Genomic DNA, 17427 nt, shown 5'->3' on the forward strand with positions numbered 1-17427 from the left:
GTGCAGGAATGGCCTGCCTGAAGAGCAAAGTGTGCGAGTGCGGGAGGGCGAGCCAATCCGCAGGGATGCGGGATCCCTTTGCGATCAGGCAAGCTTTTCCTGCACGACGCACCGTACTTCCTGCACGACACAACGGCTCTTCAAACCATTCCTGCCTTCTCCCCCAAACCGACCTGCACCTAATCGCGACCCGCATCAGCCAAACCCCGCACCAATGCCAGCCGTGCAGGAATGGCCTGCCTGAAGAGCAAAGTGTGCGAGCCAGGGAGGGCGAGCCCAGTCCGCAGGGATGCGGGATCCCTTTGCGATCAGGCAGGCCTTTCCTGCACGACGCACCCTGCTTCCTGCACAACGCACCCGACTTCCTGCACAACGCACCCGACTTCCTGCACGTCGCACCGGCTCATCATCGCATCCCCCCGCACCTGCAAATCCGCCCGATAAAACCGCACGACCTCACCCACCACCAGCAGCGATGGCGACACCGGCTGATCCCGCGCGACCGTCTCCGCCAGGCCACCCAGCGTGGTAATCAGCACCCGCTGGTCCGGCCGGGTGCCGTTCTCAATAATTGCTACCGGCGTCGCCGCATCCCGTCCCTGCGCCTGCAACTGCGCACTGATCGACGCACTCCAGCTCAAACCCATATAGAACACCAGCGTCTGATTCACCGCTGCCAATGCGGCTGCATCCAGCTGCGGCTCGCCACTCCGGCCATGCCCGGTAATCAACCGCAGCGACTGCGCACAATCCCGATGCGTCAACGGAATCCCGCTGGCGGCCGCACAGCCCACCGCCGCTGTAATTCCTGGCACCACCTCACAGCGGATCCCGGACTGCTGCAGACTCACCATCTCTTCGCCACCGCGCCCAAAAATAAAGGGATCCCCTCCTTTCAGCCGGATCACATTGCGTCCGCTGCGCGCCAGATCTACCAGCAGCTGATTAATCTGCGCCTGCTTCAGCCCATGCTGCCCCGGCTGTTTACCCACATCAATGCATAATGCGCGCTCCGGCACCTCCGCCATCACGGCTTCACTCACCAGCCGGTCATACACCACCACTTCAGCCCGCTGCAGCAACCGCAACGCCTTCACCGTCAGCAACTCCACATCGCCAGGGCCTGCGCCCACCAGCCACACCGCACCCTGCTGCTTTGCTACACCGGCCGGAGCCAGTAACTTATCCAGAGAATCAATTGCTCGCGTCATCATTCCTCCACAACCACGTCGGACAGCAACAACTGCTTCAGCTCCGGAATACAGGAGCCGCACTGCGTGCCGCACTTCAGCTTCTCGCCCAATGCCTGAGTGCTGCGACACCCCTGCGCTATCGCCTGCAAAATCGTCTGTTCACCCACCGACATACAACTACAGATAATCCGGCCCGCTGCACTGCGCTGCATCGCCTGACCTGCCAGCACGCTATGCCGCCCGGCAGCATCCTGCGGCGCATCCGCAAAGGCCGCCGCGACAAATGCGCTATCCAGCGATGGCAACGCGCTACCGGCATAGAACGCCAGCTGCAACTCACCGTCACGCCATGCCAGCAGCCGGTAATCACGGCCGCTGCCTGTGGCGACCTGCAGATAACAACCTGACAAATCCATCTGCCCGGCCAGCCACGCCTGCGGTGATCCCTCGCCCGCGACCGCATAACGCTGCACCGCCGCATAGGGCGCACGCGACCAGTAACGCAAACCTGCGGGCTGTGTCATCCCGCGCTGCCACAACCAGCCCTGCCAGCTCACCGCCAGCGGCAGAATCCGCACCGGCGTCTGCTTCAGCGCAGGCTGCCCTGAAAACGGACAGGCGCGGGCGGCGACCAGCATATCGACGTGACTCTGCTGACTGAACTGCCGGTTCCAGTGCATCGGCACAAACAGCTCGCCGCGCCGCATCCCGGCATCAGCGCGCACCCGCGCGCTGATCCAGCCCTGCACCGACTGCACCCGCGCCAGACCGCCCGCCGTCACGCCATACTGCGCGGCATCAGCGGGATGCAGCGCCACAAATGGCTCATCACAATGCTGCATCAGACGCGGCACCAGCCCGGTGCGCGTCATGGTATGCCACTGATCGCGCACCCGACCGCTGTTCATCAATAGCGGATAAGCCGCATCACGCGGAGTTAAGGTGGGCGTGGCCGGGACAAGCAGCCGGGCTTTGCCGTCCGGGTGAAAAAAGCGGCGATCGCCAAACAACCGCGCACAGCCCTGCGGATGAGCAGCATTTACCGGCCACTGAACCGGACGCAGCGCATCCCATTCGGCCTGGCTCAACTGCGCCAGCCCGCTGATATCAAACGCCCGCTGGCCCTGGTTCTCAAAGCCCGACAGCGCCGCGTGCTCGCGGAAAATCTCCGACGGATGCTGCCAGTTAAACCCCTCACGGAACCCCAACCGCTGCGCCACCTGGGCCAGCAGCCACCAGTCAGGTCGGGTATTACCTGGTGCGGCGGCAAAGGCGCGCTGCCGCGAAATACGCCGCTCTGAATTGGTCACGGTGCCGTTCTTCTCGCCCCAGCCCTGGGCGGGCAGCAGAATATCGGCAAAGGCGCTGGTATCGGTCTGCGCCATCACATCTGAGACAATGACCAGCGGACAGGCCGCCAGCGCCTGCGCCACACGATTGCCTTCCGGCATCGACACCGCCGGATTGGTGCCCATAATCCACACCGCCTTCACCTCGCCTTCAGCAATCGCCCTGAAGAGTTCCAGCGCCATCAGCCCCGGCTGGCGGGCCATCGACGGGCTGCGCCAGAAACGCTGCACCCGATCGCAATCCTCGTCAGTAAAACTCATGTGCGCCGCCAGCTGATTCGCCAGACCGCCCACTTCGCGACCGCCCATCGCATTTGGCTGTCCGGTCAGCGAAAAAGGCCCGCAGCCCGCACGGCCTATTTTGCCCGTCAGCAGATGCAGGTTAAGGATCGCCTGGTTATTGTCGCTGCCGGTGGCGGACTGATTGATCCCCATGCACCACAGCGTCAGCACCCGATCGTGCTGGCTGAACAGCCGGAAAAAATGCGTCACCTGCTGTTCCGTTAAATCACAGGTCTCTGCGACCCGCGCGACATCCCACTGCGCGGCGGCGGCCAGGGTTTCACTCACGCCATTCAGGTGCGGCAGCATGCTGGCATCAAGGCCATCGTTCTGCGCCAGCCAGTGCAGCAGCCCGGAAAACAGCGCCGAATCGCTGCCGGGCCGCAGCGGCAGATGCTGATCGGCCTGATCACAACTGGCTGTGCGGCGCGGATCGATAACGACTATGCACATCGCCGGTCGCTGCTGCTTCGCCTGCATCAGCCGCTGCCAGACCACCGGATGTGCCCAGGCAGCATTGGAACCTACCAGCAAAACCAGCTCGGTCTGCTCCAGATCCTCATAACAGCAGGGCACCGCATCCGCCCCCAGCGCCCGCTTATAACCGACTACGGCTGATGCCATACAGAGCCGCGAATTGGTATCAATATTGGCAGCGCCGATGTAGCCCTTCATCAGCTTATTGGCGACGTAGTAATCCTCGGTCAGCAACTGGCCGGAACCGTAAAACGCCACCGCCTGCGGGCCATGCTCATCAATCACCGCGCGCAATCCTGCCGCCGCCGCATCCAGCGCGGCGTCAAGGCTGACCTGCTGGCCGTTAACCTGAGCGGTAAGAAGACGCCCCTGTGGCGTCAGCGTCTCACCCAGCGCCGCGCCCTTAACGCACAACCGGCCTGCGTTAGCGGGATGATGCGGATCGCCGATCACCGTTGCCTGATGATTGCCCTGCGGCGTGACGCAGACGCCACAGCCGACGCCGCAATAGGGACAGGTGCTGTTCATGATGCCTGTGCCAGCGGATTTTGCGGGCGGTTTGCCAGCCAGATCTGCCCCGCTTCGAGCTTCACCGGCCAGCAGCGCAGCTGATGCTGCGGATTATCCAGACTCTGTCCGTCACGCAGCCGCACCCGCTGCTTGTAGAGCGGAGAGATCACCACCGGCTCGCCGCCGACGTCACCCAGAATCCCGCGCGACAGCACGCTGGCATCGCTGCCAGGCTCACGATCCTCCAGCGCATAGAGCGCGTCGCCAAAGCGGAACAGCGCAACACGCTCGCTGCCCAGTCTCGCCCCGATCCCTGCTTCAGGCGGAATCGCCTCCAGTGCGCAGACGGCGCTCCACAGCTCAGCGGGCAGCTGCAGCAGCGGGCGCGCAGCCACGGCTTCAGGCTGCCGCTGGCCGCGTACCCGGCTGTAGTGCAGGGTTTCATCGGGCTGCTCGCTGTTGATCGTCGGCGTAAACAGCGCGAGCCGCGACGGGTCCGCCAGCGTGGTCTGCCACTCACACTGCCAGGCGTCAACCACCCGCTGCATCTCCTGCTCCAGCGTCTCGCCCAGCCCAAGGCTGTCCTCAATCACCACCTGGCGCAGGTAATCAAGACCGCCTTCCAGATTGTCCAGCCAGACGCTGGTGCGCTGCAGACGATTAGCAGTACGGATATAGAACATCAGCAGGCGATCGACATAGCGCAGCAGCGTGGCGTCGTCGAGGTCGCTGGCGAACAAATCGGCGTGGCGCGGCTTCATGCCGCCATTGCCGCAGACATAGAGGTTCCAGCCCTTTTCGGTGGCGATCACGCCGATATCTTTGCTCTGCGCTTCCGCACACTCGCGGGTACAGCCCGAAACCGCCATTTTGATTTTGTGTGGGGCGCGAAGTCCCTTGTAACGGTTCTCCAGCGCGATGGCGAAGGCGGTCGAATCCTGCACGCCGTAGCGGCACCAGGTCGATCCGACACAGGACTTCACGGTGCGCAGCGACTTGCCGTAGGCGTGACCGGTTTCAAAACCGGCCTCAAGCAGCGTCTGCCAGATAGCGGGCAGCTGATCAAGGCGCGCGCCAAACAGGTCGATACGCTGCCCGCCGGTGATTTTGGTGTAGAGGTCATAACGCGCGGCCACTTCACCAATGGCGATCAGTCCCTGTGGCGTGATTTCGCCAGCCGGGACGCGTGGCACCACCGAATAGGTGCCATCTTTCTGGATGTTGGCGAAGTAGCGGTCGTTGGTATCCTGTAACGGCAGGTGCGCCGGTTTCAGCAGATAGTCATTCCAGCAGGAGGCAAGAATCGACCCCACCAGCGGCTTGCAGATCTCACAGCCCTTCCCCTGACCGTGCGAGGCCAGCAGCGCCTCAAAGGTTCTGAACTCACCGGCCCGTACCAGGTGATAAAGCTCCTGGCGTGAATAGCTGAAGTGGTCGCAGACATCTTTTTTCACCTCGACGCCGAGAGTTTCCAGCTGAAACTCCATCACCTGTTTCACCAGCGCCGCACAGCCGCCGCAACCGGTGGCCGCTCTGGTGCAGCTTTTGATGCTGCTCATCTCACCGCATCCGCCTTTCACCGCTGCGCAGATATCACCTTTGCTGACGTTGTGACAGGAGCAGACCTGGGCGCTGTCGGGCAATGCCGCGACGCCCGGCACTTTCGGCGCACCGGCCAGCGCAGGCAGGATCAGGCTCTCCGGCGCGGCAGGCAAGGGTAAAGCGTTGAGCATCATCTGCAGCAGCGTGGCGTACTCGCTACTGTCCCCGACCAGCACGCCGCCCAGCAGTCGGGTGCCCTCCGCAGAGACCACGATTTTCTTGTAAATGCCTTTTGGCCCGTCGGTCCAGTGATAGTGCTGGCTGCCCGGCGTGCGGCCATGGGCATCACCGAACGACGCGACCTCCACGCCCAGCAGTTTCAGCTTAGTGCTCATGTCCGCGCCGCTGAAGGCAGCCGGTTCAGCCGCCAGATGTCCGGCCAGCACCCGTGCCATCTGATAACCCGGTGCAACCAGCCCAAAGATCTGGCCGTTCCACAGCGCGCATTCCCCAATGGCAAACACGTCGTCATCACTGGTCTGGCAGCGATCGTTAATCTCAATGCCGCCGCGCGGCCCGAGCGTCAGGCCCGCCTCGCGCGCCAGCTCATCGCGCGGACGGATACCGGCGGAGAACAGCACCAGATCGCCAGGTAAATGGCTGCCATCGGCAAAGCGCAGCACCACGCTGCCGTCGGGCTGACGCTCAATCAGCTCGGTCTGTTTTGAGGTATGAACCGTCACGCCCAGCGCATCGATCTTCTGACGCAGCATCAGCGCCCCACCCTCATCGAGCTGCACCGCCATCAGGCGCGGCGCGAACTCCACCACGTGCGTCTCCAGCCCGAGCTGCCGCAGCGCATTCGCTGCCTCCAGACCCAGCAGGCCGCCGCCAATCACAATCCCGCGCTGGCTATGACGGGCGCAGGCGGCAATGGCATCCAGGTCATCCAGCGTGCGATAGACAAAACAGCGTTCGCCGTCGTGGCCCGGCACCGGCGGCACAAACGCGCGTGAGCCGGTCGCCAGCACCAGCTTATCCCACGCCAGCTCATTGCCCGCGCTGTCACGCAGGCTGCGCTGCTGGCGGTCGATCGCCACAACCGTGCAGCCGCTGCGCAGTTCAATACCTTGCAGGGCAAAGAAGTCCGCGCCCACCAGCGACAGATCGCCGGCCGTTTTGCCGTTGAAATAGTCCGACAGATGCACGCGATCGTAAGCCTGCTGGCGCTCCTCGCCATAAACCACGATGTGATAGTGCTGATGCAGTTCGCGGGCAACCAGCTGTTCAAGAAAGTGGTGACTGACCATGCCGTGACCAATCACGGCTAAAACCGGTTTACTCATCTCAGGACTCTCTGCAGCCTGTGGCTGCGGTTCAGGTTGATCGTGATCGAACAGGGCATCGAGCGTGACAGAGTCGGCGCGCTGCAGACGTTCCAGCAGCACAGGGCCCTGCCGGGTGTCGCCGGAGAGCAGTACGCCACAGAGGCGGCCCTGACGGAGAAAAAGGCGGCGGTAGTCGCCGGAGAGCGGATCAAAACTGCTGATGGAGGGTGCCTCGCTGACGTCGCCGGCGCTGAACAGCGAAATGCCGCTGACTTTAAGCCGCGTCGCCAGCTGCTCACTGACGAAATCTGCCAGCGGCGATCCCGCCAGCTGCGCCGCCAGAATCTGTGCCTGCGCCAGGCAGGGCGCGACCAGGCCAAAGGTTTCGCCCGCGATTTCGCAGCACTCGCCCACGGCGTAAACCTCGGGAATGGCGCTGCGCAGCTGACCATCGACCAGAATGCCACGCTGACACTGTAGCCCTGCCGCCTGCGCCAGCGTGATCTCCGGCTGCACGCCGATGGCAATGACCACCTGCGTGGCGGCCCAGTGACGCCCGCAGGTCAGCGTTACGCCCGCCTCATCAATCGCCGTGAACCCACTGTTGAGTTCGCAGCGAATGCCGCGCTGTTCTAATGCCGTCAGCAACAGCTCGCCCGCTTTGGCATCCAGCTGGCGATCCAGCAGCCAGGGTTTGTGATGCACCAGCGTCACCTCACGGCCACGGGCGCGGAGTGCCGCCGCCGCTTCAATGCCGAGAAAGCCGCCGCCCAGGATCACCACCGGTCCCTGGCCCGCCAGCAGTCGCCGGACGTCGGCGATGCTGCGAAAACCCATGACGCACTCTGCGTCGATGCCGGGAATCGCGGGCAGACGGGGCTGCGATCCGGTGGCAAACACCAGCCGATCCCAGTCGAGCTGGCGCTGATCGGTCTGCACCGTCCGCGCCGCCAGATCGACCTGCTGCACGGTTTCACCGTTCAGCAGCGTCACGCCGTGCCGCTGATACCAGTCGCGATCGTGGATCAGGGTGTCACTGAAGGACTTTTCACCGGCCAGCACCGGCGACAGCAGCACGCGGTTGTAGTTGCCGTGCGGCTCGCGGCCAATGACCGTGATGGCGTAACGCAGCGGCGCGAGCTGCAGCAGGCTCTCCACCATCTGCATTCCCGCCATGCCATTGCCTATCACCAGCAACCGTTGCCTCATGGTCTGCTCCTTAGGCTGCTGTGGTCTGTTTTTCATAGAGGAAATGCAGCACTTTCTGGCGCAGCTGGTGATAGCGCGGCTCATCCGCCAGCGCGACCCGCGAGCGCGGACGCGGCAGATCGACGGTGAGGATCTCCCCGACCTGTGCCGCCGGGCCGTTGGTCATCATCAGCACCCGATCGGAAAGCAGCACCGCTTCATCCACGTCATGGGTGATCAGCACAATGGTGGTGTTCAGCTCCTGCTGAATGCGCATCACGCTGTCCTGCAGGTGGGCGCGGGTTAAGGCATCCAGCGCGCCGAATGGCTCATCCAGCAGCAGCACGCGCGGCTTCATCGCCAGCGCCCGCGCAATGCCGACGCGCTGCTTCATGCCGCCGGAGATTTCGCCAGGCCGCTTGTGCATGGCGTGACTCATCTGCACCCGATTAAGGTTGTGCTCGATCCAGTCGCGCATCTCCGCTTTGCTGAAGCGCCCTTTAAACACCTGCTGCACCGCCAGTTCGACGTTCTGAAATGCCGTCAGCCACGGCAGCAGCGAATGGTTCTGAAACACCACCGCGCGCTCCGGGCCAGGTCCGGTGATTTCGCGGTTATCACACAGCAGCACGCCGCTGCTGGGACGGGTTAATCCGGCAATCAGGTTCAGCAGCGTCGATTTGCCGCAGCCGGAGTGGCCGATCAGGCTCAGGGTTTCCCCTTCATGGATATCAAAACTGACGTTGTCCAGTGCCAGAAACTCGCCGCTGGCAGTGTTGAAACGCTGGCTCACCTGCTGAACGCGAATAATGTGTTGCATGGTGTTCTCCTTATTTTTCCCAGCTGAAACGACGGACCAGCAGCATCAGCGCCTGCTCCAGCAGCAGCCCGACGACGCCGATAATCAGAATGGCGATCAGAATGTTTGCCACGTTGAGGTTGTTCCACTCGTTCCAGATCCAGAAGCCAATCCCCAGCCCGCCGGTCAGCATTTCGGCGGCGACGATCACCAGCCAGGCGATGCCGATAGAGAGACGCACCCCGGTAAGCACCGCAGGCAGCACGGCGGGCAGCAGGATCCGGCGCATCACCGTCCATTCAGAGAGCTGTAGCACCCGCGCCACGTTGAGGTAATCCTGCGGGATGCGCTGCACCCCTTCGGCGGTGTTGATGATCATCGGCCAGATCGAACAGATGAAAATGGTCCAGCTGGCAGCAGGTTCGGCGCGCTGAAACAGCAGCAGTCCAATCGGCAGCCAGGCCAGCGGACTGACCGGACGCAGTAAGGCGATAATCGGATTGAACATCCGCGCCATAAAGGTAAAGCGCCCCAGCAGAAAACCGGCCGGAATGCCCACCAGCGCGGCGAGGCCGAAGCCGATGGCGACGCGCTGCAGCGAGGCCAGCACGTTCCAGCCGATGCCCTGATCGTTGGGGCCATTGCTGTAGAACGGGTCAGCGAACAGCACCTGCGCGGCCTGCCAGGTGGCATACGGCGAAGGAAATGAGGGTTCGGACAGCGCCGCGAGCTGCCATACCAGCAACATCAGCAGCAGGCCGCCCGCGGCGGGAATGGCGCGCTGCAACAGCGGACGCAGCCGCGCCGGACGAATCGCGGCTTTCGGGGTGATCTGTAGCGGAATAACGGTGGCACTGCCGGGGGTTTGATCCGGCTGCGCCAGGGCGCGCGCGTCAGTTTTCATAGCAACCTCTCTTAACGTTTGATAGCGAAACTGGCGGCGTAGGCGGCAGGATTGCTGCCATCCCAGACTTTGCCGTCGATCAGGGTGCTGCTGCGCATCTCACTGGCGGGCAAGGCAATCTGCCCGACGGCGCTGGCGGCCTGTTTATAGATGTCGATGCGGTTGATCTGGCGGGCCACGGCGAGGTAATCGGGATTGCTGGTGAGCAGTCCCCAGCGTTTCATCTGGGTCAGAAACCACATGCCATCCGAGAGCCACGGAAAACTGACGTTGCCGTTGTCGAAGAAGCGCATCGGATGCGCGTCCTGCCACGACTGTCCCAGCCCGTTCTCGTACTGACCAAGCATCCGCCCCTGCAGCGTCTCCACTTTGGTGTTGATCCAGGCTCGACCGGCTAACACCTGCGCGGTTTCACGGCGGTTATCGTCTGAGGCATCGATCCAGCGCGCCGCCTCCAGCACCGCGGCGGTTAGCGCGCGGGCTGTGTTGGGATTCTCTTTCACCCACTGCGCGCGGGTGCCGAGCACTTTTTCCGGATGCTCCGGCCAGATCTGCTGGCTGGTGGCGGCGGTAAAGCCGATGTTGTCGCTGATGGCACGCTGGTTCCACGGCTCGCCGACACAGTAGCCGCTCATGTTGCCAATCTTCATGTTCATCACCATCTGCGGCGGCGGCACGACCACGGTGCGCACATCGTCAAACGGATGAATGCCGGCATTGGCCAGCCAGTAGTAGAGCCACATGGCGTGCGTACTGGTGGGAAAGGTGTGGGCGAAGGTCAGGCTGCCTTTGGGGCTGCCATCAACGGCTTTTTTCAGGCTGGCCGCATCGGTAACGCCACTGGCTTTCAGCTGGTTCGACAGGGTGATCGCCTGGCCGTTATGATTGAGCGTCATCAGGTTCGCCATGTCGTGCTGTGGCCCCGCTACGCCAAGCTGCAGCGCGTAGATCATGCCGTAAAGCACATGGGCCGCATCCAGCTCGCCGGAGGTCAGTTTGTCGCGCACCGCCGCCCAGCTTGCCTCTTTGCTGACCTGCAGTGTCAGGCCATACTTTTTGTCGAAGCCTTTTACCGACGCCATGACGACCGGCGCGCAGTCGGTGAGCGGGATAAAGCCGACCCGCACCTGCGCCTTTTCTGGCGCATCGGAGCCTGCTGCCCAGACTGCATTTCGTAATCCCGGCACGATCCAGGCCGCACCCAGCGCTGCACCGGAGATCAGCGCCTGACGTCGTGTCAGTGAAAATGGCGTTTTGCTCATCATGTTGCCCCTGAACAGAAATAAAAAAAGGCGTCCTCCGACAAGCCGAAGCCTGCGGATGGACGCCTTTATCCAAAGCACTGACCCCACCGCCATTGGCGGGAGCAATGCGTACTCTCTGTAAGGTTAAAGCAAAGGGTGTGCCAGATCGCAGAAGCCGCGTTAAAGCCGACGTGCGGTGATTCGCTGCTGAATAATTAACCTTTTTTGCACGTTTCTGACGCAGATCACGCACAAAGGTTGTGCAGCTACCTCGTCCGGGTTAGTTGCTCAGGGTCTTCGCGACGGCCAGCACCGCCTGCGCGATCTCCAGTACGCGCTTATTCTGATTCATCGCACTTTTGCGCAGCGCCTGCCAGGCGGCCTCTTCGGTGAACCCCTGCTGCTGCATCAGCCAGTGTTTGGCCTGATCGATTACCCGTCGCTCGTCGAGTGAAGCGCGCATCGATGCCAGCTCATCCGCCTGCTGCTGCAGGCGCTGCGACTGTTCACCAATCAGCGACAGCACCGAGCGCCCGAGCTGCGGGGCCAGCCCGTCACTGCTGAGCGTTAACGCGCCGGGCAGCCAGTCAGCTCCGCAGACGTAGAGCGAGAAGTTGCTGTCACCCTGCACGACCGGCGATGCCGCCTGTTGCTGCGCCTGCTCAATCGCCTCACGACAGCGCTGCATCAGCGTGGCCGTCAGGGCATCCTCCAGCGTTTTCATCTGGTCCAGACGGTCGGAGAGCAGGGAAAACCACTCCAGCGCGCCGGTTTCATCATACTGGCTACCGGTGCAGGCGATGCGCCGCAGCCGTTCGATATCCCGGCTGGCCTGAGACAATGGCTGCCAGCTTTCACAGGCGGCGCTGTCGGCAAACTCCCGGAAGGTGGTAAAGCTCTGCTCCTGAGCCGCAATCAGCGCCACCATCTGGCTGCGCTGCTCAGGCGTGAAGTGCCGCGCCGCAAAGCCGGCTGAGCCGACGGCCCGCTCCTGTCCGGCCAGCTCTTTGCCCTGCATAAAGCTGAACAGCGCGATCAGTGCACGCGAGATATCGGGATCGCTGGCGGTGTCGGCTGCCTCAAAAACCAGATTGAGTAAGGTGCGGATAACCTGATTAAACGCCGCCATCGCCGTCGCCTGATCCCGCTCATGCTGGCTGATTTGCTGACGCAACAGCGGTAATCCCGCCAGCGCCTGCAGGGCAGCCGCAATCAGGTTGCAGAAACGACTGAAGCCGGGCTGTGCGGTGGCGGGCGGCAGCGCCTGATAGAAATGGTGCAGGCCGGCGCTGACCTCCTGCTGACGGGCGTGACGCTCGGCGCTGAACAGCGTGCCACCGGAGCAGATCCAGAGATTGTTTGCGCCGCGTTCCCGCTGCAGCCGATGAACCAGCTCACTGACGGCAGCCATCAGTTCGCCGGTCTTAAGCAGCCGTTGCAGGCTGGCAATATCGCTGTCACGCGATGCCTGCAGCCAGATCAGGGCATCCATGGTTCACCTCTCCGCCGTTAAAACTTTTCTGAAGCAAAAGGCGTGCCGCTTTCCGGAAAAAAGGCGGGCATATCCGGCGCGTAAATTCTGATTTTGATAAGATTCTTTATGTGAAGAGATAAATTTTATCGGTAACGAACGATTAGAAAGGCTTAATAGTTTCCAATCGGATCCATTGCATGTCAGAATGCGCGGCAATGTTCTCAACCAGTTTGTCTCTGCGATAATTCAGTTCGCTTTAACTATCACATTGTCTGGCGCTTTTCTTATATCGCAGCCTGCCCCGAAAGCGCCTGCTATCACGCATCGCCAGTGGGTGCAATGGTTTGAATTCTCAAAAGTCTTAGGTAGACTAAACGCGTAACTATCCTGATGTAATCTGAACTTTTTTTGAAAAACAGACTTTCGGCACGATGCGGCGCGAAAAACAGCGCCTCCTGCATCGGGCCTGGCAATATGCAGATACTTTGATGAGATCACGAGGAACATGGTGAAAAAGAGTCTTGCGTTAACGCTGCTGGCGGTGCTTACCCTGGCAGGCTGTAAGGCCCCGCCGCCGCCCGTCACTGACGATACGCTGGTCACCAGCGAAATTAACGGCGTCAAACTGGTCCATCGACACGCTGTCGCGGCACCGACTGAATTTGAGCCGGTCAATCAGACCTGGCGGGCGCTCTATGGTGCCTCGGTCATGACCTCACCGGATTACGGCGGCAAAGTCGTTCGCTATCTCGAAACGGGTAAACCGTTTGAAGTATTGGGTAATGTGGAGCACAGCTGGCTGGCGATTGCCGATCAGGCTGATGGCCCGTTGATTGGTTATGTACCGTTAAAAGCGGGCGTAGAGAGCAGTCGTTACGATGCCACGCTGCAGAGCGATCGTCCCCGTCCGCGGAAAGCGAAACAGGTCTGTGTGGCTGTCGGCGGCGCGAGTAAAGCCTGTCGGACTAACGATACCGCGACCTGGATCTTAGACTGAATATGAAATCCGGCGCATATTGCCCGCAGCACCGTCCTGTGCTGCGGGTACAGGGATTTGCCATTGGCTGGAAGATCACGAATTAATGACTGTGGAATCCCCTGCGCGTGAGGCGACCCCCTCAGGCAATGAGAATCTATTACTTCAGGCTGCGGCACCACTGCTGAATGCGGTGGTGCAGATTCGTCGGGCAGCCACCCATGACGACCCTGCGGGTCTGCGCCAGTCTCTGATCGATGAAATTCGCCAGTTTGAACAACGCTGTAAACAGGCAGGGCTGCCGTTTGAGATGATTATCGGCGCGCGTTACTGCATCTGCAGCGCGCTGGACGAAGCCGCAGCGCAAACCCCCTGGGGCACGCGTGGCGTCTGGTCGGGCAACGGTATGCTGGTGACCTTTCACAATGAAAGCTGGGGCGGCGAGAAATTCTTTCAGCTGCTGTCGCGCATTTCACAAAGTCCGCAACAACATCTCTGGCTGCTGGAAGTGGTGCAATATTGCCTGCTGCTGGGCTATGAAGGCCGCTATCGCGGCAGTGAAAATGGCCGCGCCCAGTGCGACGGTATCCGTAAGCGCCTGAAAAGCCTGATTGACGAGACGCGCGCCCAGCGTCAGACGCCGCAACCCCCGCTGGTCGAGGTGCATCCGCTGGTCAGTACCCTCGCCCGCCCGATGGTGCCGCTCTGGGCCTGCGCCATGCTGGTCGCGCTCATCGGCTGCCTGATCTACAGCGGCCTGAACTGGCGGCTCGGCAACGCTGCCGAACCGCTGCTGCGCACCATCTATCAGACCCCGCTGCCGCAGATTACTGCAGGCCGCCGTCCCTCTTCTCCGCAGGCGCTGCTCGATCTGCGTCAGCGACTGAACGATGTGATCGCTGCCGGGCAGCTCGAAGTCAGCGATGGTGCCTTTGGCAGTAAAGTGATTATTCCCGCAGACAAACTGTTTGCCGAGCAAGGCACGGTGATTAACCCGGTGGGCCGCGCGCTGCTGGCCCGCGTCTCAACCGCGATGAAAGATGTCAAAGGCACCATTCTGGTGTCCGTGTTTACCGACGATCATCCGGTGGATAACAGCCGTTTTGCCTCCAGCTATGAGTTCTCATTCGCCCGCGCCCGTGCCATCACCCAGCTGTTGCAGTTGCAGCTGGAGGACGGTCATACGGTACGCTCTGAAGGCCGTGGTGACAGCGACCCGCTGCTGCCCAACGACAGCAGCGAAAACCGGACCCGCAACCGCCGCGTTGAGATCACCCTGTTTGCCGCGCCTGAAACGCTCAGTAATCATCAAGGAGCACAATAATGCGCGCTTCCCTTCGCCTGCTGTTAACGCATCGCCTGCTGTGGAGCTTTATTGGCGTCACGGCGCTGAGCTGTCTGGTCTGGATGCTGGGGCCGTTCTGGACATGGGGCGAGTCGCGTCCTCTGGAACCGGTGCTCCCTCGCCAGCTCACCGTGAGCGCGCTCTATTTTCTCTGGATCCTGTTCCAGCTGATCCCCTCACTTTATCGTGCCTGGTTTAACAGCCGCTTACTGACCCAGCTTCAGCTGGCGGGCAACGACGATCCGGCGGAACGTCAGATGACTGAGGAGCGGCTTAATCAGCGCTTCAGCGAAGCAGCGATGCAGCTGAAACGCACCCAGTTTGGCCGTCGTCACAGCGGCAATCTGCTCTCGCGCTTTAATGCCAATTATCTCTACCAGTTGCCCTGGTATCTGGTGATGGGTGCGCCCGGTGCCGGTAAAACCACCGCGCTGTTTAATGCGGGCCTCGATTTCCCGCTGACCGATACGCTGGGTAAACAGGCGATTCGTGGCGTCGGCGGCACCCGCAACTGCGACTGGTGGTTTACCGACAGCGCAGTACTGATTGATACCGCGGGGCGGTATGCGCTGCAGGAGAGCCAGCGCGTGCGCGATGCCGCGGAGTGGCACAGCTTTATCAATCTGCTGAAACGCTATCGCACCCGCCAGCCGATTAACGGTGTCATCATGACGATCAGCGTGGCCGATCTGCTGAGCGATTCTGCCGAAGCGCGTTTTGCCCAGGCCAGCGCGCTGCGTGAGCGAATGGCGGAACTGCATCAGCAGACCGGTATTCATTTCCCGGTCTATGTGATGGTCACCAAAACCGATTTGCTGAAAGGTTTCATGAGCTACTTTGGCAACATCGATAAAGCGCGGCGTGACGCTATCTGGGGCTTTACGTTTAACCGTGAGATGGGCAAGCCGCACAAAGATGACTGGCATCATCATTTTGGCCAGCAGTTTCAGCGGCTGGAAGAGCAGCTACAGCAGCAGCTGGCGGAGCAGATGACCCAGGAGCGCGATCTGAATGAGCGCGCTGAATGCTTCCTGTTCCCGCAGGAGTTCGCCTCACTGCGCCCGCTGCTGAACGAGTATCTCGATATCGTCTTCTCTGATCATCAGGACGCCGTTGCCTGGAGCCCGCGCGGCCTCTTCTTTACCAGCGGCACGCAGGAAGGCCTGCCGTTTGATCGGGTGATGGGTGAACTGAGCCGTAAACTGCAATTACGTCAGGCGGGCGAACATTCAATTGCCGCCTGGGACAGCGTTAACCGCAACAGTCCGATTCCCGGCAACAAAGGCCAGAGCTTCTTTATTCGTGACCTGCTGAGCGATCTGATCTTTAAAGAGAGCGGACTGGCGGGCAGTAACCGCCGCTGGGAGTATCGCAATCAGCTGTTCCACTGGATTGGCTACGGCGTGCTGGCAGGCGCGCTGCTGATTGCCTCCAGCCTGTGGAGCATCAGCTACTACCAGAATCAGCACTATCTGCAGCAGGTGGCCGCACGGGTGCCGGCCATTCGTGAGCAGAGTCAGCAGGTGATTCATCAGCCTGCTGATAATATTTTTGATCTGCTACCCTTTCTGAACAACCTGGTGAAGCTGCCGCTGTCGGAACGTTTTTCTCTCGATAATCCGCCGCTTACTATGCGGGCTGGCTTATATCGCGGCACCCAGGTCAGCGACGCCGCCTGGGTGCTTTATCAAAACGCGCTTAAGTCTTTGCTGCTGCCGCGCGTGGCCCAGCAGATCACCAACATTCTGCGCAACGATCCGGGTGATGATAACGCCTACAGCCGCAATGCGCTGCGCGCCTATCAGATGCTCTATCAGCCGCGCAATTACGATGGCGAATTTTTACGGGCCTGGCTGCTGCAAAACTTACAGCGCTCGCTGCCCGATACGGTCAGTGCCCGCGATCTGCAGCAGCTCGACTGGCACCTGAGCCAGCTGCTGGATCAGCAGATTCAGTCATCGCCTTATGCGCGTGACAATGCACTGATGATGCGCAAGCTGGCAGACAATCTTAAAATCGCGGGCCAGGCGGGCAGCGTGCTGGCGGCAGCACCGCTGCACCCGGCCGCGCGATCACACTCGCAAAGCGAGTAATGGTGAGGTGAACATGGCTGCTTACACCGCCCCCGGCTGGTATGGCAAGCTGCCGTCGACCGGTGACTTTCTGCACCGTCGTCTGAGTGAGCAACAGATTAGCCCGTGGAATCACTGGTTCCAGCAGGGATTAATGCACTGGCATCAGCAGGCCTGGTCATACAGCGCGAACTTTCTTCACGCGCCGGTATGGAACTTTGTCCTGCCGGTGACCGCGACCCGGCAACACGTACAGATGGGCTGTCTGCTGCCCTCCTGTGACCGCGTCGGCCGCGCCTGGCCACTGCTGGCACTGCACAGCTTTCCGCTGGCGCAGTGGCATCCGGCTCAGCTGACCATCTCCGGTGACTGGTTTCAGGATCTGGGCGCAACTCTGTTACGGGCGGTTCAGACGCCGCTGGACGGCGAGCAGTTAGAGCAGCAGATACAGGCGCTGCCGCCGCTGCTGGTGCCCGCCCGCAAGCCCTCAGAAATTATGGATGTGATCGGTTTTCAGGATCTGCCCTGCACGCTGAGCTGGCGTGAAGTGGCCGAACGTTTCGACCCTCAGCAGCATATGAGCTACTGGTGGAGTAATCGCAGTGATGGTTTTGCCCATGCGACCCACAAGCACAGCGGCAACCTCACGGCGCAACTGTTTTCGTTACTGTTTAACCCGGCGGCAGGTGCACAGCCGGGACGTAATGGCCTCTATCCTCCGATGTTCGAGTGAGGCCGGATGCG

At 61.4% G+C, this 17427-nt stretch carries 10 protein-coding genes and 1 pseudogene; 4 read left to right on the forward strand and 7 right to left on the reverse strand.

The window, feature by feature from the left end; translation table 11 throughout:
• Nucleotides 1–395 precede the first annotated feature (395 nt).
• From cobA to EGO56_RS10975, 7 genes and pseudogenes are all read right to left on the reverse strand, one after another.
• Nucleotides 396–1211 (reverse strand): annotated as a pseudogene (cobA, locus tag EGO56_RS10945) (uroporphyrinogen-III C-methyltransferase); the annotation flags it as partial.
• Nucleotides 1211–3829 carry a nitrate reductase gene (locus EGO56_RS10950; protein ID WP_135909066.1) on the reverse strand — a complete coding sequence of 873 codons (2619 nt, stop codon included), beginning with the start codon at nucleotides 3827–3829 and terminating at the stop codon, nucleotides 1211–1213. The pseudogene cobA and the gene EGO56_RS10950, both read right to left, overlap by 1 nt.
• The gene (gene nirB / locus EGO56_RS10955; RefSeq protein WP_135909068.1) at nucleotides 3826–7890 is read right to left on the reverse strand and encodes a nitrite reductase large subunit NirB; all 4065 of its coding nucleotides are present in this window, start codon (nucleotides 7888–7890) and stop codon (nucleotides 3826–3828) included. Before nirB ends, EGO56_RS10950 begins: the two co-directional genes overlap by 4 nt.
• A gap of 10 nt (nucleotides 7891–7900) precedes the next feature.
• The gene (locus tag EGO56_RS10960) at nucleotides 7901–8689 is read right to left on the reverse strand and encodes an ABC transporter ATP-binding protein (protein WP_013357640.1); all 789 of its coding nucleotides are present in this window, start codon (nucleotides 8687–8689) and stop codon (nucleotides 7901–7903) included.
• A 10-nt stretch (nucleotides 8690–8699) separates the two neighbouring features.
• The gene (gene ntrB / locus EGO56_RS10965; RefSeq protein WP_033732406.1) at nucleotides 8700–9572 is read right to left on the reverse strand and encodes a nitrate ABC transporter permease; all 873 of its coding nucleotides are present in this window, start codon (nucleotides 9570–9572) and stop codon (nucleotides 8700–8702) included.
• 11 nt (nucleotides 9573–9583) lie between these two features.
• The gene (locus tag EGO56_RS10970) at nucleotides 9584–10834 is read right to left on the reverse strand and encodes a CmpA/NrtA family ABC transporter substrate-binding protein (RefSeq protein ID WP_135910565.1); all 1251 of its coding nucleotides are present in this window, start codon (nucleotides 10832–10834) and stop codon (nucleotides 9584–9586) included.
• Between the two features lie 262 nt (nucleotides 10835–11096).
• Complete coding sequence (locus EGO56_RS10975; protein WP_135909070.1) at nucleotides 11097–12308, reverse strand: nitrate regulatory protein; 1212 nt, start codon at nucleotides 12306–12308, stop codon at nucleotides 11097–11099.
• 487 nt (nucleotides 12309–12795) lie between these two features.
• Between EGO56_RS10975 and EGO56_RS10980 the strand changes: the two genes are divergently transcribed.
• From EGO56_RS10980 to tagF, 4 genes are all read left to right on the forward strand, one after another.
• A complete protein-coding gene (locus tag EGO56_RS10980) occupies nucleotides 12796–13287 on the forward strand; it encodes a hypothetical protein (RefSeq protein ID WP_013357636.1) in 492 nt (163 codons plus the stop codon).
• A gap of 85 nt (nucleotides 13288–13372) precedes the next feature.
• On the forward strand, nucleotides 13373–14590 hold the full coding sequence (gene icmH, locus EGO56_RS10985; protein ID WP_135909072.1) for a type IVB secretion system protein IcmH/DotU: 1218 nt from the start codon (nucleotides 13373–13375) through the stop codon (nucleotides 14588–14590).
• Nucleotides 14590–16704, forward strand: coding sequence for a type VI secretion system membrane subunit TssM (tssM, locus tag EGO56_RS10990; protein WP_135909074.1), 2115 nt, complete (start codon nucleotides 14590–14592; stop codon nucleotides 16702–16704). Before icmH ends, tssM begins: the two co-directional genes overlap by 1 nt.
• 13 nt (nucleotides 16705–16717) lie before the next feature.
• Nucleotides 16718–17416 carry a type VI secretion system-associated protein TagF gene (gene tagF / locus EGO56_RS10995; RefSeq protein WP_135909076.1) on the forward strand — a complete coding sequence of 233 codons (699 nt, stop codon included), beginning with the start codon at nucleotides 16718–16720 and terminating at the stop codon, nucleotides 17414–17416.
• Nucleotides 17417–17427: the final 11 nt, after the last annotated feature.

Source organism: Pantoea vagans (assembly GCF_004792415.1).
Taxonomy (GTDB): Bacteria; Pseudomonadota; Gammaproteobacteria; order Enterobacterales; family Enterobacteriaceae; genus Pantoea; species Pantoea vagans.